23 protein-coding genes are annotated in these 23,822 nt (G+C 58.5%); 9 read left to right on the forward strand and 14 right to left on the reverse strand.

Going from position 1 to position 23,822, the window contains the following annotated elements:
* Nucleotides 1–11 precede the first annotated feature (11 nt).
* From RZS32_RS13740 to RZS32_RS13750, 3 genes are read left to right on the forward strand one after another with little or no spacing between them, the layout of a single operon-like run.
* Nucleotides 12–818 carry a TatD family hydrolase gene (locus RZS32_RS13740; protein WP_317057534.1) on the forward strand — a complete coding sequence of 269 codons (807 nt, stop codon included), beginning with the start codon at nt 12–14 and terminating at the stop codon, nt 816–818.
* Nucleotides 818–1,615 (forward strand): MBL fold metallo-hydrolase, encoded by a 798-nt coding sequence (locus tag RZS32_RS13745; RefSeq protein WP_317057535.1) that lies wholly within the window; start codon nt 818–820, stop codon nt 1,613–1,615. The genes RZS32_RS13740 and RZS32_RS13745 overlap by 1 nt, the downstream gene beginning before the upstream one ends.
* A 4-nt stretch (nt 1,616–1,619) precedes the next feature.
* Complete coding sequence (locus tag RZS32_RS13750) at nt 1,620–2,549, forward strand: AEC family transporter (RefSeq protein ID WP_317057536.1); 930 nt, start codon at nt 1,620–1,622, stop codon at nt 2,547–2,549.
* A gap of 244 nt (nt 2,550–2,793) precedes the next feature.
* Here RZS32_RS13750 and RZS32_RS13755 read toward each other — a convergent pair whose 3' ends face one another.
* The 12 genes from RZS32_RS13755 to irrA form a co-directional block, all read right to left on the reverse strand.
* Nucleotides 2,794–4,026 carry a mandelate racemase/muconate lactonizing enzyme family protein gene (locus RZS32_RS13755; protein ID WP_317057537.1) on the reverse strand — a complete coding sequence of 411 codons (1,233 nt, stop codon included), beginning with the start codon at nt 4,024–4,026 and terminating at the stop codon, nt 2,794–2,796.
* 80 nt (nt 4,027–4,106) lie between these two features.
* Nucleotides 4,107–5,192, reverse strand: coding sequence for a zinc-binding dehydrogenase (locus RZS32_RS13760; RefSeq protein WP_317057538.1), 1,086 nt, complete (start codon nt 5,190–5,192; stop codon nt 4,107–4,109).
* A 69-nt stretch (nt 5,193–5,261) separates the two neighbouring features.
* On the reverse strand, nt 5,262–6,482 hold the full coding sequence (locus tag RZS32_RS13765; RefSeq protein WP_317057539.1) for a TCR/Tet family MFS transporter: 1,221 nt from the start codon (nt 6,480–6,482) through the stop codon (nt 5,262–5,264).
* Between the two features lie 76 nt (nt 6,483–6,558).
* Nucleotides 6,559–7,347, reverse strand: coding sequence for a 3-oxoadipate enol-lactonase (gene pcaD, locus RZS32_RS13770; RefSeq protein WP_317057540.1), 789 nt, complete (start codon nt 7,345–7,347; stop codon nt 6,559–6,561).
* A 21-nt stretch (nt 7,348–7,368) separates the two neighbouring features.
* Complete coding sequence (pobA, locus tag RZS32_RS13775) at nt 7,369–8,538, reverse strand: 4-hydroxybenzoate 3-monooxygenase (protein ID WP_317057541.1); 1,170 nt, start codon at nt 8,536–8,538, stop codon at nt 7,369–7,371.
* An 83-nt stretch (nt 8,539–8,621) separates the two neighbouring features.
* The gene (locus RZS32_RS13780) at nt 8,622–8,945 is read right to left on the reverse strand and encodes a 5-aminolevulinate synthase (protein WP_317057542.1); all 324 of its coding nucleotides are present in this window, start codon (nt 8,943–8,945) and stop codon (nt 8,622–8,624) included.
* Nucleotides 8,946–9,067: 122 nt separating this feature from the next.
* Nucleotides 9,068–10,288, reverse strand: coding sequence for an endonuclease/exonuclease/phosphatase family protein (locus tag RZS32_RS13785; RefSeq protein WP_317057543.1), 1,221 nt, complete (start codon nt 10,286–10,288; stop codon nt 9,068–9,070).
* A 5-nt stretch (nt 10,289–10,293) separates the two neighbouring features.
* A complete protein-coding gene (locus tag RZS32_RS13790; protein WP_317057544.1) occupies nt 10,294–11,271 on the reverse strand; it encodes a threonine ammonia-lyase in 978 nt (325 codons plus the stop codon).
* Entirely contained in the window at nt 11,268–12,101 is an 834-nt protein-coding gene (locus RZS32_RS13795; protein WP_317057545.1) for an alpha/beta fold hydrolase, read from the reverse strand. The genes RZS32_RS13790 and RZS32_RS13795 overlap by 4 nt, the downstream gene beginning before the upstream one ends.
* Nucleotides 12,101–12,784, reverse strand: a complete 684-nt coding sequence (locus RZS32_RS13800) for a haloacid dehalogenase type II (protein WP_317057546.1) — start codon at nt 12,782–12,784, stop codon at nt 12,101–12,103. Before RZS32_RS13800 ends, RZS32_RS13795 begins: the two co-directional genes overlap by 1 nt.
* 76 nt (nt 12,785–12,860) lie before the next feature.
* Nucleotides 12,861–13,844: an NADPH:quinone reductase gene (locus RZS32_RS13805; protein WP_317057547.1), complete on the reverse strand. Its 984-nt coding sequence runs from the start codon at nt 13,842–13,844 to the stop codon at nt 12,861–12,863.
* Nucleotides 13,845–13,853: 9 nt separating this feature from the next.
* Complete coding sequence (irrA, locus tag RZS32_RS13810; RefSeq protein WP_317057548.1) at nt 13,854–14,279, reverse strand: iron response transcriptional regulator IrrA; 426 nt, start codon at nt 14,277–14,279, stop codon at nt 13,854–13,856.
* Between the two features lie 157 nt (nt 14,280–14,436).
* Between irrA and fabA the strand changes: the two genes are divergently transcribed.
* Both fabA and RZS32_RS13820 read left to right on the forward strand, forming a co-directional pair.
* Nucleotides 14,437–14,946 carry a bifunctional 3-hydroxydecanoyl-ACP dehydratase/trans-2-decenoyl-ACP isomerase gene (gene fabA / locus RZS32_RS13815; protein WP_317057549.1) on the forward strand — a complete coding sequence of 170 codons (510 nt, stop codon included), beginning with the start codon at nt 14,437–14,439 and terminating at the stop codon, nt 14,944–14,946.
* A gap of 391 nt (nt 14,947–15,337) precedes the next feature.
* Nucleotides 15,338–16,894: an ABC transporter substrate-binding protein gene (locus RZS32_RS13820; RefSeq protein ID WP_317057550.1), complete on the forward strand. Its 1,557-nt coding sequence runs from the start codon at nt 15,338–15,340 to the stop codon at nt 16,892–16,894.
* 63 nt (nt 16,895–16,957) lie between these two features.
* On the opposite strand, the gene RZS32_RS13825 is transcribed toward RZS32_RS13820, so the two are convergent.
* Complete coding sequence (locus RZS32_RS13825) at nt 16,958–17,869, reverse strand: LysR substrate-binding domain-containing protein (RefSeq protein ID WP_317057551.1); 912 nt, start codon at nt 17,867–17,869, stop codon at nt 16,958–16,960.
* Complete coding sequence (locus RZS32_RS13830) at nt 17,838–18,119, reverse strand: hypothetical protein (RefSeq protein ID WP_317057552.1); 282 nt, start codon at nt 18,117–18,119, stop codon at nt 17,838–17,840. The genes RZS32_RS13825 and RZS32_RS13830 overlap by 32 nt, the downstream gene beginning before the upstream one ends.
* Between RZS32_RS13830 and RZS32_RS13835 the strand changes: the two genes are divergently transcribed.
* From RZS32_RS13835 to RZS32_RS13850, 4 genes are read left to right on the forward strand one after another with little or no spacing between them, the layout of a single operon-like run.
* Nucleotides 18,118–19,722: a fatty acid--CoA ligase gene (locus tag RZS32_RS13835; protein ID WP_317057553.1), complete on the forward strand. Its 1,605-nt coding sequence runs from the start codon at nt 18,118–18,120 to the stop codon at nt 19,720–19,722. The genes RZS32_RS13830 and RZS32_RS13835 overlap by 2 nt on opposite strands.
* The gene (locus tag RZS32_RS13840; protein WP_317057554.1) at nt 19,719–20,405 is read left to right on the forward strand and encodes a dimethylsulfonioproprionate lyase family protein; all 687 of its coding nucleotides are present in this window, start codon (nt 19,719–19,721) and stop codon (nt 20,403–20,405) included. The genes RZS32_RS13835 and RZS32_RS13840 overlap by 4 nt, the downstream gene beginning before the upstream one ends.
* 11 nt (nt 20,406–20,416) lie before the next feature.
* Complete coding sequence (locus RZS32_RS13845) at nt 20,417–22,537, forward strand: 3-hydroxyacyl-CoA dehydrogenase NAD-binding domain-containing protein (RefSeq protein ID WP_317057555.1); 2,121 nt, start codon at nt 20,417–20,419, stop codon at nt 22,535–22,537.
* Entirely contained in the window at nt 22,534–23,718 is a 1,185-nt protein-coding gene (locus RZS32_RS13850; protein WP_317057556.1) for an acetyl-CoA C-acyltransferase, read from the forward strand. Before RZS32_RS13845 ends, RZS32_RS13850 begins: the two co-directional genes overlap by 4 nt.
* Nucleotides 23,719–23,822: the final 104 nt, after the last annotated feature.

Genomic DNA, 23,822 nt, shown 5'->3' on the forward strand with positions numbered 1-23,822 from the left:
GAAAGAGCCTGATGAGCGACCTGATTGAGATCACCGACAGCCATTGTCACCTCGATTTCGACAGCTTCGATGCGGAGCGCGATGAGGTTGTTGCGCGGGCTGTTGCGGCAGGTGTCACGCGGATGGTGACGATCTGCACCAAGCTGCGCGTGGAACCTCAGGTGCGTACGCTGGCGGAGCGGTATGATCCGGTGTTTTATGCGGCAGGCACGCATCCGATGAGCGTGGCAGATGAGCCGATGGCGACGGTCGAGGCGCTTGTGGCACTGGCGCAGCATCCCAAGATGGTGGGGATCGGTGAAACCGGGCTGGATTACCACTACACGTCTGAGAGCGCCGAGGCGCAGCAACAAAGCCTGCGCATCCATATCGAGGCGGCGCGGCAGACCGGGCTTCCTCTGATCATCCATGCGCGGGATGCGGATGAGGACATGGCGCGTATTCTGAGCGAAGAATACCGCAATGGGGCCTACACCTGCGTGATGCATTGCTTTTCATCGAGCGCTGCGTTGGCGAAGGCGGCGCTTGAGCTTGGGTTTTACCTGTCGATGTCGGGCATCGCGGCGTTTCCCAAAAGCCAGGAGTTGCGAGATATCTTTGCGGCGGCTCCCGTCGACCGCATTCTGGTAGAAACCGACGCGCCCTATCTTGCGCCACCGCCCTATCGGGGCAAGCGCAACGAGCCGTCTTATGTGGTGCACACCGCACAGGTCGGGGCAGAGGTGTTTGGGATGGAGTGGCCCGCATTTGCCGCGCAGACGCAGGCCAATTTTGACCGGCTTTTCTGGAAAGTCGCGCAGTATAAGGCGGCGGCCTGATGGGGCAGATGCGTTTTACCATTCTGGGCTGCGGCTCGTCGGGCGGTGTGCCGCGACTGGGTGGCAATTGGGGCGATTGTGATCCCGAGAACCCGCGCAATCATCGCAGGCGGTGTTCGCTTTTGATCGAGCGTGAGGGCGAGGAGGGCACAACACGGGTGCTGATTGACACGTCGCCTGACTTGCGTGCGCAGCTTTTGGATGCGGGCGTGGGGACGTTGGATGCGGTGCTCTACACCCACAGCCATGCCGATCATGTGCATGGGTTGGATGATCTGCGCATGGTGGTGTTTAACATGCGCAGACGCCTGCCGGTCTGGGCCGATGGCGATACGCAAAACGCCCTTCTGTCGCGCTTTGGCTACGCCTTTGTGCAGCCCGAAAACTCCCCCTATCCACCTATCCTTGACATGCACACGATTGATGGTGACGTGGTGATTGAAGGCGCGGGCGGTGCGATCACGCTGCGCCCCTTTGAGGTCAATCACGGGTCTATTGACTCGCTCGGCTTCCGGGTCGGAGATCTGGCCTATCTGCCTGATGTTGCTGCGATCCCGGATGAGGCGTGGCGCATGCTCGAAGGGCTGGATTGCTGGATTTTGGACGCGCTGCGCCGCACGCCGCATCCGACGCATTCGCATTTGGAAAACTCTCTGGAATGGATCGAGCGCGCCGCGCCGCGCCGGGCGATCCTGACCAATATGCATATTGATATGGACTATGAGACGCTTGTGGACGAGACCCCCGACCGCATCACCCCGGCCTATGACGGCATGGTGATCACTTACGAGGACTAGCGCGGTGCAGGCGCTTGTCGACGTCATCCTGCCGGTCTTTTTGGTGATCGGCTTTGGCTATCTGGCGGTCTGGCGCAACTGGTTTTCAGATGCGGGTGTGAACGGGTTGATGAAATTCACCCAGAATTTCGCCATCCCCTGTCTTCTCTTCTCGGCCATCGCCGGGCTTGATCTGAGCGCGAGTTTTGATCTTCGGCTGGTGTTCAGCTTTTACACAGGGGCGCTGAGCGGCTTTGTCTTGGGGCTGTTTGGTGCCTTGGTTGTTTTTAAAAGACCCATAGAAGACGCTGTTGTCATTGGGTTTTGTTGTCTCTTTTCCAACTCTGTCCTGCTCGGGCTTCCGCTGACCGAGCGCGCTTATGGACCGGACGCGTTAGAGGCCAACTTTGCCATTATCGCGCTGCATTCACCGTTTTGCTATGGCGTGGGTATCACCGTGATGGAGGTGGTGCGTGCCAAGGGGCAGGCGGGACCCGCGCTTTTGGGCCGGGTGCTCAAAGCGATGTTTTCCAATGCGCTGATTGTGGGGATCGTTCTAGGTCTTTTGGTCAATTTGAGCGGCATCGCCTTGCCGCAGGTAATGCAGGACGGGCTGGACCTGATGTCGCGCGCAGCTTTGCCTGCTGCGCTTTTTGGTCTTGGTGGAGTCTTGGCCAGCTACCGGCCTGAGGGCGATATGCGGCTGGTGATCTATATCTGCCTTGTGTCGCTGATCGTGCATCCGCTGATCACGCGGGGCTTGGGTCTGATGGTGTCACTGCCGGTGGATGCGACACGGTCTGCCGTTCTGACGGCGGCGATGGCACCGGGGGTGAATGCCTATATTTTCGCCAGCATGTATGGCCGTGCCATGCGCGTGGCGGCGACAGCGGTGCTGGTGGGCACGGGCCTAACCATTCTGACGGCGTGGGTTTGGTTGGGGGTGTTGCCGTAGGGGAGTGTGCTGATGCTTTTGGCGTGCTCTTAGGTCACCGATGAGCTCTCTCTAAACCTTTGTTCATCTCACCAAAGGCACGGAATCAAGGCCGCAGGCCGCCGTGCCAGCGACGGACCGGCCCGATGGGCCGTCGCTTTGTCTGCCGCATGCGCAACGAATGGCTGTTGGACGGCGTTGACAGGGATAAATCACGCCCCTCATATCGCAGAGGCGACGTCCCCCGGTCCGTCGCTGTCACGGCTCAACCATCCTTTACCGGCGCGCCACCTGCAAAACTGTTGCCATTCACGTAGTCACACGGCGCGTCCTGCATCTCCAGATGCAACCCCTCACCATCAAAGGGATTGGCTCGCGCAAGCGCTTCGTCCACTTCAATGCCAAGGCCCGGTGCTTCAGGTGGGACGATAAACCCATCCTCCACCTTGATGCCGCCTTTGATCAACGCGTCATGAAACGGGGTTTCAATGGTTTCGCACATCAACAGGTTGGGAATGGAGGTGGCCAGATGCACATTGGCGGCCCATTCGATGGGGCCTGCATAGAGATGCGGGGCCATTTGCGCGTTGTAGACCTCTGCCATAGCGGCCACTTTCTTCATTTCCCAGATGCCGCCAGCACGGCCCAAAGCCGGTTGCAGGATTGTCGCCGCGCCTTGACGCAATACGGGGGCAAACTCCGTCTTGGTGGTCAGGCGTTCGCCAGTGGCCACAGGGATTGAGGTCGCCGCGGCCACCTTGGCCATTTCGCCGACATTGTCCGGTGGAATGGGTTCTTCGAACCACAAGGGGCTATAGGGTTCCAGCGCTTTGGCCAGCCGAATGGCACCTCCGGTGGTGAATTGCCCATGGGTGCCAAAAAGCAGATCGGCGCGGTCGCCCACAGCTTCGCGGATGGCTTTGCAGAAGGCGGCAGAAATTGAGATGTCGGACATGGCCGGCATATGCCCACCGCGCATTGTGTAGGGACCAGCTGGGTCAAATTTCACTGCCGTGTAACCGCGCGCCACACAGTCTAGCGCGGCTTCGGCGGCCATTTCCGGCGATGTCCAAAATTCAGCGACCTCATGCTTGGGCAGGGGGTAAAGATAGGTGTAAGCGCGTAACCGATCATTCATCCGCCCGCCCAAAAGCGCCCAGACAGGCCGCTCGCGCGCCTTGCCGAGGATGTCCCAACAGGCAATCTCCAGCCCTGAAAACGCACCTATGACTGTCAAGTCAGGGCGTTGCGTGAAGCCAGAGGAGTAAGCGCGGCGGAACATCAGTTCGATGTTTTCGGGGTTTTCGCCCGCCATGTGGCGCTCGAACACATCTTCGATCACGCCGCGCATGGCCTCGGGGCCAACGGAGCTGGCATAGCATTCACCCCAGCCAGTAATCCCGTTGTCTGTTGTCAGCTTCACAAGAATCCAATAGCGCCCGCCCCAACCCGGAGGCGGCGGGGCGGTGATGATGATATCGAGGTCTTTGAGTTTCATGATCCGTCTCCTGAAGGGCGCGGAAAATTGCAATTTTCCGAGGCGTTTTCTTGCAAGAAAACGTCTCCCCGGGTGTGGCCTTAGCGCAGCATGATCACGTTGCGCCGCGCGGTGCCGGTTTTGGTGTCGGCAATGGCTTCGTTGATCTGACCCAGTGACCAGCGGTTCGAAATCAGCTCATCAAGCTTGAGGCGGCCCTGTTCATACATATCCACCATCCAGGGGATATCGCGCTTGATCACCACATCGCCCATTTTGGAGCCGACCAGGGATTGCCCCACGGCGGCGAAATTGGCTGGCTCATAGGTCGAGGAGGCCCCGGTGGGTGGCATGCCCACCATGATCACCTGTCCGCCATAGGCCATATACCGAGGCGCTTCGTCATAGGCGCGCGGTACGCCGACGGTGACAAGCACGGCATCGGCCCCGCGGCCCATCAATTGTTTGGCCTCGCGCCAGGGGGAATCGCCGGTGGCCAGCACACCATCCGTGGCCCCGAAGCTGCGCGCGTCATCCAGTTTGTCTTCGGACATGTCCACGGCCACGATACGCCGTGCACCGGCAATCCTCGCGCCCTGAATGGCGTTGAGCCCGACACCGCCTGCGCCGATGACCACCACGTCTTGTCCCGCACGCAGCTTGGCGGCATTCACCACCGCACCAACGCCAGTAACCACGCCACAAGCCAGCAGGCTGGCGGCGTCCATGGCGATGCCTTCGGGCAGCTTCACGACCTGGCTGTGGTGTACGACGACGCGTTCTGCAAAGGCGCCGCAGGCCATGGCCTGATGGAGTTTGCCTCCGTCTTTCGTCTTCAGCGGGCCGTGATCGCCGTCATAGGGGGTCTCGCAAATCGTGGGCTGTCCTGCGCCGCAGCTGGGGCATTGTCCGCAGGCCCGGATGAGTGTGACCACGACAGGATCGTCTTGGACAAGACCGCTTACACCCTGACCTACACCCGTGACGCGACCCGCGGCTTCATGACCATAGACGGCAGGCAGCGAGCCGCCCCAGGCGCCTTCGGCATAGGAGATGTCAGAGTGGCAGATTGCGACGGCATCAAGCGTCACCTCAATCTCACCGGCTTCCGGCGCACGCAGGTCCACGTCTTCGACGACCAGGGCTTTGCCAAATTCATGGCACACGGCGGCTTTGATGGTGGTCATGATCCCTCCCGATGGTATTTTCGTCACCCTGCGCGCGATTGTGGTGCAAATTCAAGGCGGAAACCGACGTTACGTGACGCGAATGTCATCTTGCGCCTTGCGCCTGCGCAAAAAGAGCAGGAGGCCAGCGAAGGCCAGGACAAGCGAGGCGAGAAAGGGCGCGCCGGGGAAATAGACAGGTGCGTTGGGGGCGGTGAAGACAGCAAAGACATTCGTCATCAGCAAAGGCGAGAGGATCATCGCCAATGCGCCCACAGAGGTGAAGATGCCCTGCAACTCGCCCTGCGCATCCTCTGACGTCTGGCGCGACAGGATGGCTTGCAGGGCAGGGACTGACATCGCGGCCATGGCCGAGACAGGGGTGAGCGCCAGCGCGGCCCAGCCATTCGTGAGGAAGGCCAGAATGGAAAAGGAGATGATGGCAAAGCTGAACCCTGCCATGACGGTGCCGACCTCGCCTAGATGTTTGATTGCGATGCGAATGAGCCCGCCCTGAACCAGCGCCATGGAGATACCAAAGACCGCCAGGGATATGCCGATCATACGCGTGTCCCAGTCGAACCGCGCTTGGGTGAAATAGGCCCAGATCGCCGGGTAGGCGTTGAAGGCCAGCTGGTAAAGCAAGAGCACTGTCAACAGGCGGCCCAGACCGGGCAGAGCACGGATGTGCTTGATGGCCCCGAACGGGTTGGCGCGTGACAGGGTAAAGGCGCGGCGGGTCTTGTCGGTGACGGTTTCGGGCAGGACGATGAGACCAAAAAGAAAGTTGATGAACGCCAGCAATGCTGCAGCATAAAAAGGCGCGCGTGGGCCCAGATCACCCAAGAGTCCCCCGATCAATGGTCCCAGCACAAAGCCCAGACCAAAGGCGGCACTGACCAGCCCAAAGCCTGCGCCGCGTTTCTCGGGAGGGTTTGTATCGGCCATAAAAGCGGCTGCGGTGGATTGCGTGGCCCCGGCAATGCCGCCGACGATACGGGCCAAAAGCAGGATCCAGATGCTGTGGGTGATGGCCATGACAACGTAGTCAGCAGCCATAACAAAAAGCGACACCAAAAGAATAGGCCGACGCCCATACCTATCTGACAGGTTGCCAATCAAAGGGCCAAAGAGAAACTGCATCACCGCAAAGCTGGAGGACAATATCCCGCCCCAGATCGCCGCATTGGCCAATGTACCGCCTTCGATGTCCAGGATCAGCGCAGGCATAACTGGGATGATGATGCCGATGCCCATGGCGTCGATCATGACGGTCATCAGGATGAACAGAACAGGCAGGCGAGAGGACATGGCGGCTCTTTGGGGCGGTGTGCCCTCGGAATTAGCTTAGTGGGTCATGCGCGGGCGCAAAAGCCTGTTTTTGCGCTCAAATATGCCCAATCCTGCGCAGGAACGCCGTTAGGTGCTTGGCATAGGTTTCGGGCTGTTCCACGCAAGGCAGGTGCCCCGCGCGGCGCATAAGCTGAAATTCCGAGCCGGGCACGAGGTCAACGGTTTCTCGCACAAGATCAGGTGGGGTGGCGCCGTCCTCAGATCCTGCGATGCCCAATAGAGGAAGGCGCAGGCCGCTGGTGGGGGTGTAGAAATCCGTGCCTGCAATGGCGGCGGAACAGCCGATATAGCCATCGTCGGATTGGCTGATCAGCATCTCACGCCACGTGTTGAGCTTAGGGCTTGCCAGAAAGTCGCGTGAAAACCAGCGGTCCATCACCGCATCGGCTATGGATGCAATGCCGCCTGCGCGTACCGCGTCGATCCGGGTTTGCCACAGTTCTTTTGTGCCGATCTTGGCGGCGGTGTTCGACAGCACAAGCGCGCGGATTTGGTCGAGCCGTTTGACCGCCAGCCCCTGGCCGATCATTCCGCCAATGGAAAGACCGACAAAGACGCAATCGCGGATTTTGAGGTGATCCAGCAGGGCCTCGGCATCGCTCACGAGCGCGCCCATCGCGTAGGGGGCCGGGGGCACCTCAGATTGCCCATGCCCGCGCTTGTCATAGCGGACGATACGCAAGCCGTTGGGAAGATGGGGCAGGATCGGGTCCCACAGGTGCAGGTTGGTGCCGAGCGAGTTGGCGAAGACAAGTGCGGGGCCATCGGATGGCCCGTCATCGCGGTAGTGCAGGGTGATGTCATTTACCTTGGTAAAGGCCATAGCGGGGTCCGTTCACAATGTTTAATAGGGCAGGCCGACATAGTTCTGGGCCAGCGCCATCTGCGCTGCGCGGTTCTCAGCCAGATGCGCAAGCTCAGCCTGTTGAATGTTATGATCAAATTCGGATTGATCCGGGAAATGGTGCAAAAGTTTGGTCATGTACCAACTGAACCGCTGGGTTTTCCAGACCCGGGCGAGGGCGGTTTCGGAATAGCGCGACAGAGCGGCCTCATCGCTGTCATCGTAGAATGCCAAGAGCGCCTGCCACAGATAGTAGACATCGCTCGCGGCGGTGTTCAGTCCCTTCGCTCCCGTCGGCGGCACGATGTGGGCCGCGTCCCCACACAGGAACAACCGTCCCCATTGCAGCGGTTCGCAGACAAAAGAGCGCAGCGGCGCGATGGATTTTTCAATCGACGGCCCGGTGATCAGGGTATCCGCGGCCTCCTGCGGGATGCGGCGTTTCAATTCGTTCCAGAACCGGTCATCGGACCAGTTGTCTGGGCTGTCGCTCAGGTCGCATTGCACGTAATAGCGGCTAAGCGTCGGGTTGCGCATAGAGCATAGCGCAAATCCACGGGTGGAATTGGCGTAGATGAGTTCGTCACTCACGGGCGGCGTCTCGGACAGAATTCCCATCCAGCCGAACGGGTAAGCCTTTTCAAACTCGCGGCGTTTTTCCCTGGGAATGGCCTGTCGGGAAGGGCCGTGAAACCCGTCGCATCCGGCGATGATATCGCAGGTCAGGTGTTTGGTTTGGCCGTCATGTGTGAACTCGATTCTAGGATTCTTTGTTTCAATATCACAAAGGGTTACATTGCTGCATTCATGTAAAGTCAGCAAGCCCGAAGTATCGCGCGCCTCGTAGAGATCCTGCGTCAGTTCCGTCTGACCATAGACCGTAACATATTGATCAATCAGCGCTTTGAAATCGAGGTGAAACATGCCGCCAGGATAGGCGATATTGGTGCCATGGTGCAGAAAGCTTTCCCGTTTCAGACGCGCACCGACACCCGCCTCATGCATCAGGTTGACGAGCCCGGCCTCCAGCACGCCCGCGCGAATGCGGCCCAGCACATGCGCGCGGCTTTGGCGTTCGAGAATGACCGTGTCGATCCCCGATTTGTGCAAAAGCTGACCCAGCAAAAGGCCCGAAGGCCCGCCGCCGATAATGGCCACTTGGGTGCGCATGACATTTCCCTGTTCGCGTTTGCGACAGAAAGCCATGGCGCGATGCGCATGTCTATGGCTATTCGGGCATGGGGTGTGCCACGCTAATGCGAGATCACCGCCAGCCCGGCCAGAACGAACGCTCCGCCCATGGCATCGCGGCCTGAAAGACCTTCTCCGATGGCGAATGCGTATGTGAGCACAACCAGCGTTTCGATGCCGATGATGATGAGATAGAGCGCGCCCAGTGAGATTTCGCGCATCAGGATGATCTCGACCTGCGTTGCCGCGACAAATCCCAAAACGATGAGCGCCAGGGCCGCAATCGTCCAGTGACCTGAGGCCATTTTCATGCCGATGGTGGCCACGGCATAACCCAAAGCGGCAATGACGGCCAATCCGAGCAGCCGTGTTTCAATAACTTCCATACTTAAATCGACGGCTCATGAACCGTTCATGTTCGTTAGTAGTAAACGGGGCCGCCGCCCCTAAAGTAAATTGTTTTAATCAAAGTAGGGTCAGGGTAGCACAAAACTGGCTTCCACCAAAGTCAGCTTTTGTTGTTCGCGCCACGCATCCGAACATGCGCCATGATTTGTCCGTGGTCAGAGGCAAGCTTGTTGTAGGGCGCCTCGGGGTGCGAGCCGTCGGTGAGGTGGTCGTTAAAGACACTGAAATAGCTCATTTCGCCGACGCGGTCGGTAAATTCGGGATGAAAGTGTTGGGACATGAAAATCTGGTCAATGCTTTCATACACCCCGCCAAAGGCCGAGGTATACACCATGTCGCGCAGGGATTTACGCACAAACAGCTTCTCGGCCGAATGCAGCCGCACGGCCTGGATGTCTTCGGTGATCTGCGCGCTCTCTTCCTCGGAATAGCGGTCAGAATATTCTTTTGCGTCGTGGCGCAGCATCCAGGCGTAGTTTTTGAAGGGGGTTTCGCCTGTGATTATCTCGGTCGAAACAGCGTGTTCGCCATCGTTGAAATCGCCCAGCACCATGACAGGATGGCCTGCTTTCAATTCGGCCACAATTTCGCGCCTGAGCACCCAGGCTTCGGCCATACGTCGCAGCGCAGAGCGCAATGAGCCGAGCGCGCGGCCGACGGGGTCGTAGTTGGTCAGGTCTTCTTCGGGTGCAAAATCCGCGCCATCGGGTCTGATGTGCTCACCCAATTTGGATTTCAGGTGACAGTTGAACACGGTCACGCTTTGCCCGCCTACGGGGATGCGTGCCTTCAGGATCGGGCGCGACAGGCGGCGCAGCGTGTAGTGCCCGGCATCCTTGTCGCCCTCCATGCCGCGCAAGGTGTTGAAGGGAATATGCAAAGGCTTATCAAGATCTTGCAAGATTTCGGGGCGCCCCTCAAAACCCAGCCGAGACAGGATCGCCACGCCCGGGCGCCGCCGCCCTGCCTCACCGCTATCGGCGGCGTTGGGGGCAAAGGCCAGGGTCGCATCATCATAGGGTGTCACCGCCAGTTTGCGGAAGATCGCCTTGCGGTGATAGCGCTTGGATTTGTCCGGGATGCTGGCGTCATTGAGCGCATGTGCGCGGCGCGAGGTTTCCTCGATCACATCACGCAGCGGCTCTTCCTCGAAAATCTCCTGAAACCCGACAATGTCCGCATCAAGTGTCAAAAGCTGATCAGCAAGCCAGTCTTTCTTCCACGCGTATTCTTCGGGCGAGTAGGTCTGGAACTGATAATATTCCTTTTCCGCGCCGATGAGGTTCTTGACGTTGAAAGAGGCGATGGTGAAGTCGGTCATACTCTTTACCTTGTGAGTTGAAGGGCGCGTTCAAACATCGGCGCATCTACATTGCCGCCCGAGATGGTGCAGATCACCGTATCGGCGTTCAGCTCATCTCCGTGGAAGAGCGCAGCGGCCAGAGCGGCGGCACCGCCGGGTTCTGCGATGACTTTGAGTCGTTCAAAGGCGTGGGCCATGGTGCGCAGGCAGTCGTCTTCGCTCACGACGATGCCGGGGCCAACGAGGCGTTGCAGAATCGGAAAGGTGATATGGCCCGGCGCAGGGGTCAGGATAGCATCGCAGATATTGCCGGACATCTGGTTGTTGGTTTCAATGTTGCCCGAGAGAAGGGAGCGTTTGACGTCATCGAACCCATCGGGCTCTACGGGGCGCACTTTGAACCCCGGCGCGTCGGCCTCACAGGCCAGCGCAATGCCGGATGTCAGCCCGCCGCCACCGCAACAGACCAGCACCTCGGCGTCTTTAATGCCAAGCTCAGCCGCCTGTTCGGCAATCTCCAGCCCGCAGGTGCCTTGACCCGCGATAACTTGGGGTTCGTCGTAGGGTCGGATCAGTGTCAGCCCGCGTTCAGCCTGAAGCGTATCCCCCAACGCCTCGCGGCTTTCGCCGCCAGCACGGTCATAAAGCACCACGTCGGCGCCCAGGGCACGGGTGTTGTTGATTTTAATCTCCGGTGCGTCCTTGGGCATGATGATCACCGCAGGCACACCAAATTCTCGCGCTGCCAGTGCTACGCCCTGGGCGTGGTTGCCCGACGAAAAGGCCAGAACGCCTTTGGCGCGGGTGGTGTCATCAAGCGCGGACACGGCCGAGCGCCCACCGCGGTATTTGAAGCTTCCGGTATGTTGCAGGCATTCGGGTTTGACGAAGACACGCCGCCCGGCGATCTCATCAAGGAAAGGCGAGGACAAAAGCGGGGTGCGCCGGGCATGGCCCTTGAGCCGCTCGGCGGCGGCGCGAATCATGGTGATATCGGTCATTTGGTGGCATCCAAAAGTTGGTGAATGGCTGAGAGCGCCTCTGGCTCATCAAGAAACGGGACGTGGCCACGATTGGGCACGGTCACGGCAATCAGGCTAGGATGACGGGCTTGCATTTTCTCAAAGGTTTCAAAGGATAAGAGGTCGGAGTTCGCGCCGCGAATGGCGGCAACAGGCAGGTCTTTCAACCCATCGAAAAGCTGCCAGAGGTCGGGCGCTTCGCCTGCTCCCGCCTGACCGATCATCGCATCGCGCAGCTTGGCGTCATAGCGCAAAGCGACCCCGCCGCCCGGCGCATCGGCCCACATGAATTCCGCCTGTTCCCGCCAGCGGCTGAGTGGAACATCAGGGAAACCTTCAGCGTGCCCGGCATGCAGGGACTCGGCGGCTGCGTCGAGATTGGAAAAAGGGGGTGTTTTGCCCACGTAATCCATGATGCGCTCGATCCCGATGGGGGCGACTTCTGGTCCAATATCGTTGAGGACAACCCCATTCATCCGGCCCGGATGCGTGACCGAGAGGGCCATGGCAATGAGGCCGCCGCGCGAGGTGCCGATCAGGGTGAAGCGGTCGATCCCAAGATGGTCCATAAGCTCAATCGCATCCTGGCCTTCGCGCAGGATCGAATAGCTCATGAAGTCGTCTGCGTAGTCCGATTTCCCGCGCCCGCGGTAATCCATGCGGATCACGCGGTGGCCCGTCAGATGTGGCATCAGATAGGTGAAGTCTGTGACATTCCGCGTCAATCCCGCCAGGCACAGGATCGGAGCGCCCTGACCTTCGTCTTCGTAGTAAAGCGAGAGGCCATCGGATGTGGTGAAACGCGGCATCAGGCGGCAAGCTCCGGAATGGTGGTCAGGTCTGGGAGGAAGTGGCCGGGCCTCGCAGGCAATCGGTCAACCGGTTCGGAGGCCCGGTTGACCCAGACGGTTGTGAATCCGTATCCTGCCGCCGCACCTGCGTCCCAGCCATTGGAAGACACGAAAAGCACCTCGTTCTTGGCACAGCCAAAGCGCTGCCCAACAAGGTCGTAGACCACATCTGCCGGTTTGAAGATCCCAACGCTTTCCACCGAGAGCACATCGTCCAGCACCTCGCCGATGCCTGCCGATTGCACTGCACCGTCCAGCATGGCGGGGGAGCCATTGGAGAGGATCGCGGTGTTCATCCCCTTGGCCTTGAGCGCCTGCAGCATGGCGGGGACTTCCGGGTAGGCTTCCAGCTCCCAGTAGAGCTGCAACAGGCGGTCGCGCAGTGTGGCATCGCCGTCCAGCCCTTCGGCTTCCAACGCCCAGTCCAGCCCATCTTGCGTGACATCCCAAAAATCAGTGTGTTCATTCATCACCGCACGCAGCCAGGTGTATTGCAACTGTTTCAGCCGCCAGTGAGAGGCGATGGCGGGCCAGTGTTTGGCAAAAGCTTCGCGCCCCGGCTCGGAGGCGACGTTGCGCGCGGCAGCCGCCACGTCAAAGAGTGTGCCATATGCGTCGAAAACACAGGTGGTGATGGGCATGGTCCCTCCGCAGGTCAGGGTTTGACGGCAGAGTGGCATGTCCGGCGCGGAGGGGAAAGCGGGTTTTACCTGACGTTCAGATGCTCAGCAAAACCGACCCGCGCCGACCGGCTTGCATGACGCGATCATGGGCAGCGGCGCAATCCTCAAGCGGCAGGGTTGCATCGATGGATGGGGTGAACGCGCCCTCGGCCAGTGCCCGGTGCAAACGTTCAATCGCGGCGGCGCGTTCGGGCGCAGGCAGGATGTAGATCAGCGTGATGTCGATCTTGAGCGCCTTGAAGAGATAGGGGCCAAAGGGCAGTTCCGGGGTCATGGCTTTGCCGGACCCGTAGGTGGCGATGGTGCTGGGCGGTTTCATGACCTCAGCCAGAAGGCTCGCGTTCTGGCCAAATTCGACTTCCACCGCGCGGTCGATGCCGCCCTCAGTAGCGTCCAGAATTTTGGCGGCTAAATCGGGATCGGCATAGTCCAGAACCACATCTGCACCGGCAGCTTTGACATACGCGGCTGCACCTGCTGAGGCGGTGGCAATCACCTTCGCGCCGCCCCATTTGGCCAGTAGCACCGCGTTGTGGCCAACCGATCCGGCGCCGCCCGAGATCAGCAATGTCCGACCCGCCACATCGCCTCCGCCGAAAACAGTGTGACAGGCGGTCAGGCCGGGAATGCCAAGTGCTGCGCCGGTTTCCAGAGAGATGCCATCCGGCAGTGGGACGGCTTGCTCCGCGGGCAGGGCGATGTATTCGGCGGCTGTGCCAAAGGCGCGCTGCCATTGGCCGTTCCAGATCCAGACGTGCTCTCCGATCCGGTCGCTGGCGACGCCGTCTCCGACAGCTTCAATCACGCCAGCCCCGTCGGAATGGGGGATAATGCGCGGGAAGGCAGGTTTGGTGACGCCGGGCCGCGCCCCGGCACGGGCTTTGGCATCAGAAGGGTTCACACCAGAGTACGACAGCCGCACAAGGATTTCGCCCGGCGCCGGGGCGGGGGTCTCTATATCACCAAGCACCAGCACATCTTGGGCTGGTCCAAAGGCATCATAGCTGATGGCACGCATGTTGAGGGATCAGGAGGCGGTGCGGCGCAGGCGGATGACCACATCCACGCTGGCGATCTCGGCCCCTTCGGGCGCATCAGGCAGACGCGAAATCTGCAACTGATCGGCAGGCGCGTCTGTCAGGCGTTCTTCCCCTTCCCAGAAGAAGTGGGGGTGGTCATGGGTATTGGTGTCGAAATAGCTTTTGGAGCCGTCCACCATAACCTCTTGCAAAAGCCCAGCATCGCAAAACGCGCGCAATGTGTTGTAGACCGTCGCCAATGACACCCGTGCGCCGGTTTTCTGCACGGACGTGAACAAGCTTTCTGCGGTGACATGACGGTGTTGCCCGTCGCCGATCAGCAATGCGGCAAGCGCCACACGTTGCCGCGTGGGGCGCAACCCGGCCGCTGAGAGCCATTCTGATCCGCGTGTTTCAGCTTTGGTGATCGACATGCCACTTTCCTTTTACACCGCACAATATAGGGTCTGAGTCGGTATAATTTCAAACACTTTCGACCACGCAACGTGCGGTGGTCGGGCTTGCGTGCGGGTTTTCCTCGGTGATAGAGGAACAAAGAACGCAATTGACGACCCAGAAAGGGCCTTACTCATGGCCAACTACCCGAGCCGTTTCGACAAAGACGACCTGCTGAAATGCGCGCGGGGAGAGCTTTTTGGTCCCGGCAACGCGCAATTGCCCGAGCCGCCGATGCTGATGATGGACCGGATCACGGATATCAGCGGCGATGGCGGGGCGCATGGCAAAGGCCATGTGGTGGCTGAGTTTGATATCAAGCCTGATCTTTGGTTTTTCGACTGTCATTTTCCGGGCAATCCGATCATGCCGGGCTGTCTTGGGCTGGATGGTCTGTGGCAGCTCACCGGCTTCAACCTCGGCTGGCGCGGCTGGCAGGGGCGGGGCTATGCGCTGGGTGTGGGCGAAGTGAAGCTTACCGGCATGGTGCGGCCCGACCGCAAGATGCTGACCTACTATGTGGATTTCACCAAGGCCGTGCAGACCCGGCGTTTAACCATGGGTGTCGCCGACGGGCGTGTAGAGGCCGATGGCGAGGTGATCTATCAGGTCAAGGATATGAAGGTGGCGCTGAGCGAGAGTTAAGCTGGGGCGTTAGGTGGGAATGGCGGCTATGAGCCCAATCTACCGATGCTGCATCGCGCTCGAATGGGCGTGATGAGCACAGAGCGGTCATCCTCGGGCGGGGTGACTCCTCCGGTCGACTCTTGAGAAGATTCGTGCAGCCACCCGCATGCGCAATCGATAGAGCTATTCACCGGAGACGCCTTCTTTGGCGGGAAAGCTACCGAGACTGAGCTCAACTTCAATATGCAACTGGTTAGGATTTGTACATGATCCAAAAATTTTTTCAGTTCTTTTGCGCACAGGCCTGCCGATACAACTTGAGTGTCCAATCCGGTGAAACGTCGGCTCAAACAGCGGCCCCTGCTGACGGGCGTGCGGTCGCAAATCGGAACATTCAGGGAGAACGAACATGACTCTTATCAAAGGCGGCCTTCTCGATCGCCGCGGATTCTTGAAAACCACTGCAGCGACAGTTGCTGCCGCGTCGTTGCCATTAGGTGCGGCCAGAGCCGCGCCCAAACGAGGTGGTCATTTGCGGGTTGGCCTTGGGCATGGCCAGACAACCGACACGCTGAACCCCGGCCTGTATGATTCTGGCTTTATGATTGCGTGGACACATGCTGTGCATGGCCGTCTGACCCAAGTCGGTCCTGACGGTTCACTTACGCCAGAACTGGCGGAAAGCTGGGAAGCATCAGAGGACGCCGCAGAATGGCGTTTCAAGATCCGCAAGGGCGTTCAGTTCCACGATGGGCAAGAGCTTACCGTTCAGGACGTTGTCAATTCGATCAACTTCCACCGTGGCGAAGGCTCAACCTCGGCGGCAGCGCCGCTCGTCGAGCCGGTACGGGATATCACTATCGAGGGCGACGACACCGTTGTCTTCAAACTGAGCGGTGGCAATGCCGACTTCCCATTCCTTCTCACTGATTACCACCTGCCGATCTGCAAAGCAGATGGCGACTCGATTGACTGGCAGTCGGGAAATGGCTGCGGCACGTATAAGAGTGCCTCCATCGACTTAGGCGTTTCGGCCAATTTGGAGCGGCATGAAAACCACTGGCGCGATGACGTGGCTTTCTTCGATTCCGTCGAATTTCTGGCGCTGATCGACCTGAACGCCCGGACCACGGCGCTTGTTTCGGGCGATGTAGATGTGATTGACCGGGTAGATTTGAAAACTGCCGGGCTTTTGGGGCGCAAGCCGGGTGTCAATGTCCACTCAATTTCGGGCAAGGCGCATTACTCGATCCCGATGGATGTACGCCGGGCGCCCTATGACGACAACAATGTCCGTCAAGCTCTGAAATACGGCGTCAACCGTCAAGAAATGGTGGACAAGATCCTGTTCGGCTTCGGCTCGATTGGCAACGATCATCCGGTCGGCGCTGGCGAACAGTACTTCAACTCTGAGCTCGAGCAGAAACAATACGATCCAGATAAGGCCAAGTGGTATTTGCAGCAGTCCGGCATAGACAATTTGCAGGTGAATTTGTCGGCTGCGGACGCGGCCTTTGGCGGTGCGGTGGACGCTGCGGTGCTTTTCCAGGCCTCGGCCAAGGCGGCTAGTATCGATATCAACGTGATCCGTGAACCCAATGACGGCTACTGGTCTGATGTCTGGATGAAAAAGGAGTTTACATTCTCATACTGGGCCGGCCGTCCGGTTCCGGACCAAATGTTCTCGACTGCCTATCAGTGCGGCGCGTCCTGGAACGAGAGCTTCTGGTGTAATGAGCGGTTTGACGACCTCTTGATCAAGGCGCGTGCCGAACTCGACAATGCCAAGCGCCGCGAGATGTATTGGGAAATGCAGGAGATCTGCGCGACCGATGGTGGCGCGATCATTCCAATGTTCAACGACTGGGTTTTTGCAGTCAACGACAAGTTGGGGCTGCCCGAAGTCATGGGTTCTGACTGGGATCTCGACGGCAACCGCTTTATGGAGCGCTGGTGGTTCGCCTAACCTCATGAAAACCGGGGTGTCGGTGGGTCCGACACCCGAAACCCAATTCAAAATGTTTTACAGTCAGGCGTTAAAAAACCGCATGGTCGGGTCGGCCTCGATCTGTTCGAACAGCCATGCGACAAATGTATCGAGCTTTGGATTGGGTGCACGTTCTTTTTGCATCGCTAGATACCAGCGACCTGGCTCGGGCACCGAAATGTCGAACGGTCTGACCAGGCGCCCCCTTTCAAGATCCCGCGCGCAAAACGGTGCCCTTGCGACGCTGATGCCGTGATTGTTTAGAACTGCCTCACGGACAAGCGGGTAATTGTCGAAAATCGAGCCAAATTTCATAGTACCGCGGTCCAAGCCCGCCGCATCCAACCAACAATCCCAGTCATCCGGCTCATTCCATGTGTTTGGGATACTCAGCAGTAGGAAATTACTTAGCTCTTCCAGCAGAATTCCACCGTTTGAGGAATTCAAGGCCTCCGGAGCACATACCGGGTAGATATCTGTTTCGAACAAGGGGCTATAGTCAAATCTCTTATCGAACGGTGGCGCGTTGAACACGCCAACATCGAACCGGTGCATATCATAATCACCGTCTTCAAAAGTAGAGACAATGCGCACGCGCGTATCCGGATTATCCTGAAGAAATTCAGCCAATCTGGGCTGGAGCCACATCGTATTGAAACTTGCGTAGGACTGAACGAGCAACACGTCCGGTTCCTCAGGTGTCTGGATGCGCCGCGTGGCTTTGACAATACCCTGAATATGTTCGCGGATCGGCGGGTAATATTGCTCCCCGGCCGGTGTCAGTTCGACCGAACGACTTGTGCGTTCCAGCAGTTTGACACCGATTGATGTTTCCAGCGCTTTGACCTGGTGGCTGACTGCCGCATGCGTCACACAAATCTCGTCAGCTGCCTTGCGGAAGCTCCTATGGCGCGCCACTGCCTCAAACGCGCGTAGCGAAACCAATGTTGGCATTTGGGTCTTCACCGGTTGGCCACCTCGATGATTGCAGTCTGCTCATCACTGAGCGGGGATAACCGACGACAGAATCGGGAATTCCTGAGTCTTCATAGATTTTTTCATAGCTTTTCAGCTGGTCACACGCAATTCTCAGCGCTTTGGCATTGGTTAGAAAATCTTGATGAAGGGAAAATTCTTTCAGTTCTTCGACTGGGTGAGAAATGTCAGACTGGCAAGTAAAGAAGTTCAAGGATTCCACCTTCATGCAAGCACCATCGCCTTCGTCAAATGCATATGGCTTTCCGTTGCTGATCAAACACTTGCTGAACGGACCCCACTTCGCCTCAACCTGCCAGGAAATCGTCAGCGGCACCGAAATGCGGCTGAGCTACGCGGAGTTGGGCAAACGCGTGCGCCAACTTGCCAATTCTCTAAAGGCCAGCGGGATACATGAGGGCATGCGCGTCGGTGTCATGGATTGGGATACGCACCGTTATCTTGAGTGTTTTTTCGCGATCCCGATGATGGGCGCGTCCCTTTTTACGATCAACGTCCGTCTATCTCCTGCCCAGGTTCTTTATACAATCAACCATGGGCAGCCGGACCTGATCATCGTGCACCGCGATTTCATGCCGCTCATTGATGATATCAGACCGGGCTTCGATCGGGACATCATCATCGTGCCGATTGGAGACGGTGAAGGGTATGACAAGTGGATAGGCGAGGCCCCAGACAGCTTTGACTTCCCGGACTTCGATGAAAACCAAACCGCAACCCTGTTTTATACGACCGGGACAACCGGCAATCCCAAAGGGGTGAGCTATTCACATCGGCAGTTGGTCCTTCACACATTGGGCTTGATCGCCGGCTTCGGTGCGTGGCCGGGGAATTCCGGGTTTCATCGCGGCGACGTCTACATGCCGCTGACACCCTTGTTTCACGTCCACGGCTGGGGATTTCCATATGCCGCAACGATGCTGGGGCTGCGTCAGGTCTATCCCGGTCGATATGACCCTGACATAATCTTGCGATTGATTGCAGCCGAAGGCGTCACCTTTTCCCATTGCGTTCCCACGGTTCTGTCCATGGTGCTCGACCATCCCAACTGCCCGCAAACTGACCTGAGCAAATGGAAAGTTATCATTGGGGGCGCCGCTTTGCCGCGCAGTCTGCAGGACCGGGCGGCGGCGGCAGGCATATCCTTGCATGCGGCATATGGTATGTCCGAAACCTGTCCGTTTCTGACGGTGGCCGATTTGTCCAGCGACGATCCAGAGGTGCAGGCGCAAACCGGCTTTCCCGGCCCGCTTGTCGACCTTCGTGTTGTGACACCGGATATGAAAGACGTCCCGCATGACGGCGAAACAACCGGTGAAGTTGTTGCTCGGGCTCCCTGGTTGACACAAGGCTATCTGGATAACGCGCAAGCCTCTGATGAGCTTTGGGACGGTGGGTATCTGCATACCGGGGATGTTGGGTATATCCGCGAGAATGGGTCTTTGCAGATTACTGACCGCCTCAAGGACGTGATCAAGACCGGCGGCGAATGGATTTCCTCGCTGGCACTGGAAAACATAGCATCGTCTTGCAGCGGCGTTGAGGACGTCGCCGCGATCGGACTGCCGCACGCGAAGTGGGGCGAACGGCCAGTGTTGGTCACTCAAGCCGCAAAAGATGCCGATCCGGATCTTGTGCGTTTAAGCGTCATGGCGGAAATTCAGTCGCGCGTTGACGCAGGTGAACTTTCGAAGTGGGCCGTTCCTGACGAAATTTTCTTTGTCACCAGCCTGCCTAAAACCAGCGTCGGCAAGCTCGACAAGAAACTCGTGCGGCAAGATGTTTCAACGTGCGCGGACTTAAAATCATGACAGACAAGCAACGCCGTATTCAGGCGCTTATTCAATCCATTGTCACCTATCTGAAGGCTCACAGAGCTGCCACGCGCGGCGTTGATCTGACGTTGGACAAGCTGGCAGCCATGGACCTGTCCGATGAGAGGCTCATTGACTTACCTCCCCAAGGAACCCGGCATGATGAGGTTCTGAAGAACGCCATCGAAGGGGTTGTCGCCCCCGAATTGCAGGATATCGCGGGTTGTCTGAAAGCGGCGAAGGATGATCTGGTGTGGCGCGAAGACAACGCCCAATTCTATCCCCCTGGTGCCGATCTGGGCGAGGGATACACAAAGTGCAACCTGCATACCCTGCTCATCGGGCCCGATGCATGTGGGCATCACCATCCCGACTTCAACCTTGGCATTTTCATGCTGGGCCCAAGGACACTGTATCGCGATCACAACCACGACGCGCCCGAGCTGTACTTGAACCTGTCCGAGAAATCCGGTTGGCGGTTTGGCAGCCGTGACTGGCAGGATTATCCGGCTGGATCACTTATCTGGAACGCGGCGGGCGATCCCCACGCCACAAGGGTCTATGACCAGCCATTCATCTCGGTCTTTGTCTGGCTCGAGAACGTGCATTCACCCTGCAACGTGATCCATTTCGACGACTGGGCCGAGGTCGAACAGGATCTTTCCAAGCAGCCTGATTGAGGTTTCCGAACATGATTTCCATTGAACGCACCGAGGGTGTCGCTTTCATCGAACTGAATGCCCCGCCGGTTAACGCCCTCGGCCTGAAGATGCGGCAGGCGATGTCTAGGGCCATTCACGACCTTGAATCTGATGACCAGGTCACAGCCATCGTTCTGTGTTCGGCCCTGCCGTTCTTTTGTGGCGGCGCTGATATCGTTGAGTTCCGCACCAGGGCTGTTTGGGACAAGCCGGACCTGCCGGACCTGTGTGTCACGATTGAAACCAGCAGGAAGCCGGTTATCGCAGCGATAGCAGGCCCTGCGATGGGAGGTGCTCTGGAGATTGCGCTTGCCTGTGATTACCGTGTCGCGACTCCGGATGCCGTGATGGGCCTGCCTGAGATCAAACTGGGGCTGCTGCCCGGTGCCGGCGGCACCCAGCGACTACCCCGGATTGCAGGGCTGGAAGCGGCAACGCAGATGATCCTGTCGGGTGATCCTGTGAATGGCGAATATGCCCTGTCTTGCGGGCTGGTCGACGCGCTGATTGAGAACAACCGGGATTTTCGCGCGCATGTTTTGGGTTTCGCTACCCGTGTCAGCCAAGAGGGCGATCCGAAACGCAGTTGCGCGGATATGACCGTCACACACCCTGATCCAAAGGGATTTCTCGCGGGTTTCCGAGATCAGATTGCACCAAAGTCCAAAAACCTTGTCGCCCCTGAACGATGCCTGAAATCGCTTCAAGCCGCGTGCGAATTGCCGCTGACCCAAGGGCTGGGACAGGAAAAGGCAGGATTTGCCGAATTGCTCGACACACCTCAATCGCGCGCGGGGCGGCATCTGTTCTTTGCAGAGCGTGAATGCACCAAGGTTCCGGGCGTTACTCGTGCTGACCGACCACGTGACATTTCATCGGTCGCCGTGATCGGCGCAGGAACAATGGGGCGCGGCATTGCCATCGCCTTTCTGCAGGCGGGGTATCCGGTCACGCTTCTTGAAACTACGCAAGGCGCGCTCGAACTGGGGCTGGAAAAGGTCCGGGAGCATTTCCAGCGCGCGACCCAAAAAGGGCGGCTCAGTGCCGATCGGGCAGAGGCAATCGCCGCCAACGCCACCGGGACGCTCAGCTACGGCGACCTTGCAGAGGCCGACCTGATCATTGAAGCGGCGTTTGAAAGCATGAATGTCAAACGCCAAATTTTTGAAGCGTTAGACCGGCACGCAAAACCTGGCGCGATACTGGCCTCAAACACATCGACGTTGGATCTTGATGAAATCGCCGCAGTGACGTCACGCCCGGAGGATGTGATTGGTCTCCATTTCTTCAGCCCGGCGAACGTCATGTGCTTGCTAGAGGTGGTGCGGGGCGCCAAGACCGCTCCCGATGTCATTGCAACGGCAATCACGGTCGCAAAGAAGATCCGAAAGCTCCCTGTCACGGTTGGCGTGTGCTACGGCTTTGTTGGAAACCGGATGCTGGAACCATACTTCCGCGAAGGATCCCGTCTGCTTCTTGAGGGGACGACGCCGAAACAGGTGGATGACGTCCTTGAAGGCTTCGGCATGGCCATGGGCATTCACGCGATGGCAGATCTGGCCGGAGTCGATGTGGGCGCCCGCGTGCGTCAGGAACGGCGTAGTGAAATCGCGCATGACCCGACATACCAGGCTGTGCAGGACAGGTTGTTTGAACTAGGCCGACTGGGTCAGAAAACCGGGCGAGGAAGCTATGTCTACGAGGGACGGACACGGGTCGAAGACCCTGAGATAGTTCAAATCAGTGCCCATTTGGCGGACCTGCATGGTGTGAAGCGCAGGGACATCGAAGATCAGGAAATCCTTGAACGTTGTCTGTTCCCCCTGATCAACGAGGGCTTCTTGATCCTTGAAGAGGGCATTGCAACGCGCCCGGGTGATTGCGACCTGATCTGGGTCAATGGCTATGGCTTTCCGGACTGGCGTGGCGGCCCAATGCACTATGCCGATGAGATTGGATTGAGCCAGATTCTGGAACGAATGAACCACTATCGGCAGTCGCTTGGTACCTATGGCGAGATGTGGTTCACACCTGCGCCTTTGTTGGAAGACCTCGCAACCTCGGGCGTGACACTTGCCGCGCATTTTGATGCCAAAAAGGAAAAATCATGAGAGAAGCCGTCATCGTCTCAACCGCACGAACCCCTATTGGGGTGGCCTTCAAAGGTGCGCTGAACAACATCAAATCCCCCACCATGATGGGGCACGCCATTCAGCACGCAGTTGAACGTGCAGGCGTGGACCCCGGTTCGATCGAAGATGTTGTCATCGGATCGGTCCTGACTGCGGGAACCGCAGGCATGAATGTCGCCCGGTTGTCGGCGCTGGCCGCGGGCCTCCCCAATACGGTGGCAGGACAGACGATCGACAGGCAATGTTCATCCGGGTTGATGGCCATCGCGACGGCTGCAAAGCAGGTCATTGTGGATGGTCAGAACGTCGCCGTTGCTGGCGGGCAGGAAAATATTTCAGCCCTGCAGAATGCCTATCTGAAATGGGCGGACGATGAGAAAGATCCAAACGTTATCGCGAGGTCCGAGCATGCCTACATGCCGATGCTGATGACGGCGGAAAATGTGGCGCGGACCTATGGGATCAGCCGCGAGGTGCAGGATGAATACGCAGCGCTATCACAGGACCGGACAGCACGTGCTCAGGCCGCTGGCGCCTTCGACGATGAGATCGTTCCGATCACTGCGATAAAGCGGGTCAAGAACCGCGAAACTGGAGAGGAAACCCTGGAAGAGGTGACCTTGTCAAAAGACGAAGGCAACCGGCCGGGCACGACGGCCGAAACTCTTGGCCAGCTAAACCCGGTTGTCGAAGGCGGCGTGATCACTGCCGGAAACGCAAGCCAGCTATCTGACGGGGCCTCGGCTTGTGTTCTCATGGAAGGCAAAATGGCTGAGCAGCGGGGCCTCACACCGCTAGGTATCTATCGCGGTATGGCAGTTTCAGGAAACGCACCGGAAGAGATGGGCGTCGGCCCGATCTTTGCAATTCCAAAGCTGCTTAAGAATGCAGGTCTTCGCATCGAAGACATCGGCCTTTGGGAGCTTAACGAAGCCTTTGCCTGCCAGGTTCTCTATTGCCGCGACCATCTTGGGATCGATCCCGAAATCTACAATGTGAACGGCGGTGCCATCTCGATCGGCCATCCCTATGGTATGACAGGCGCGAGACAAGTCGGGCATGCTCTGCTTGAAGGGAGGCGTCGTGGTGTGAAATACGTGGTTACGTCCATGTGTGTTGGCGGAGGCATAGGGGCCGCAGCGTTGTTCGAAGTCGCCTGACCCTGCTGAAATGAGTTCAGACAAAAAGTTACCTGGCTGCGACATTGACATCTGGCATCTGTGAAAGTCGCTTTGTTCCCGCACCGCGTTTTATGTCGGGCGCA

This window comes from Roseovarius sp. W115, from assembly GCF_032842945.2.
In the GTDB taxonomy this organism is placed as follows: domain Bacteria; phylum Pseudomonadota; class Alphaproteobacteria; order Rhodobacterales; family Rhodobacteraceae; genus Roseovarius; species Roseovarius rhodophyticola.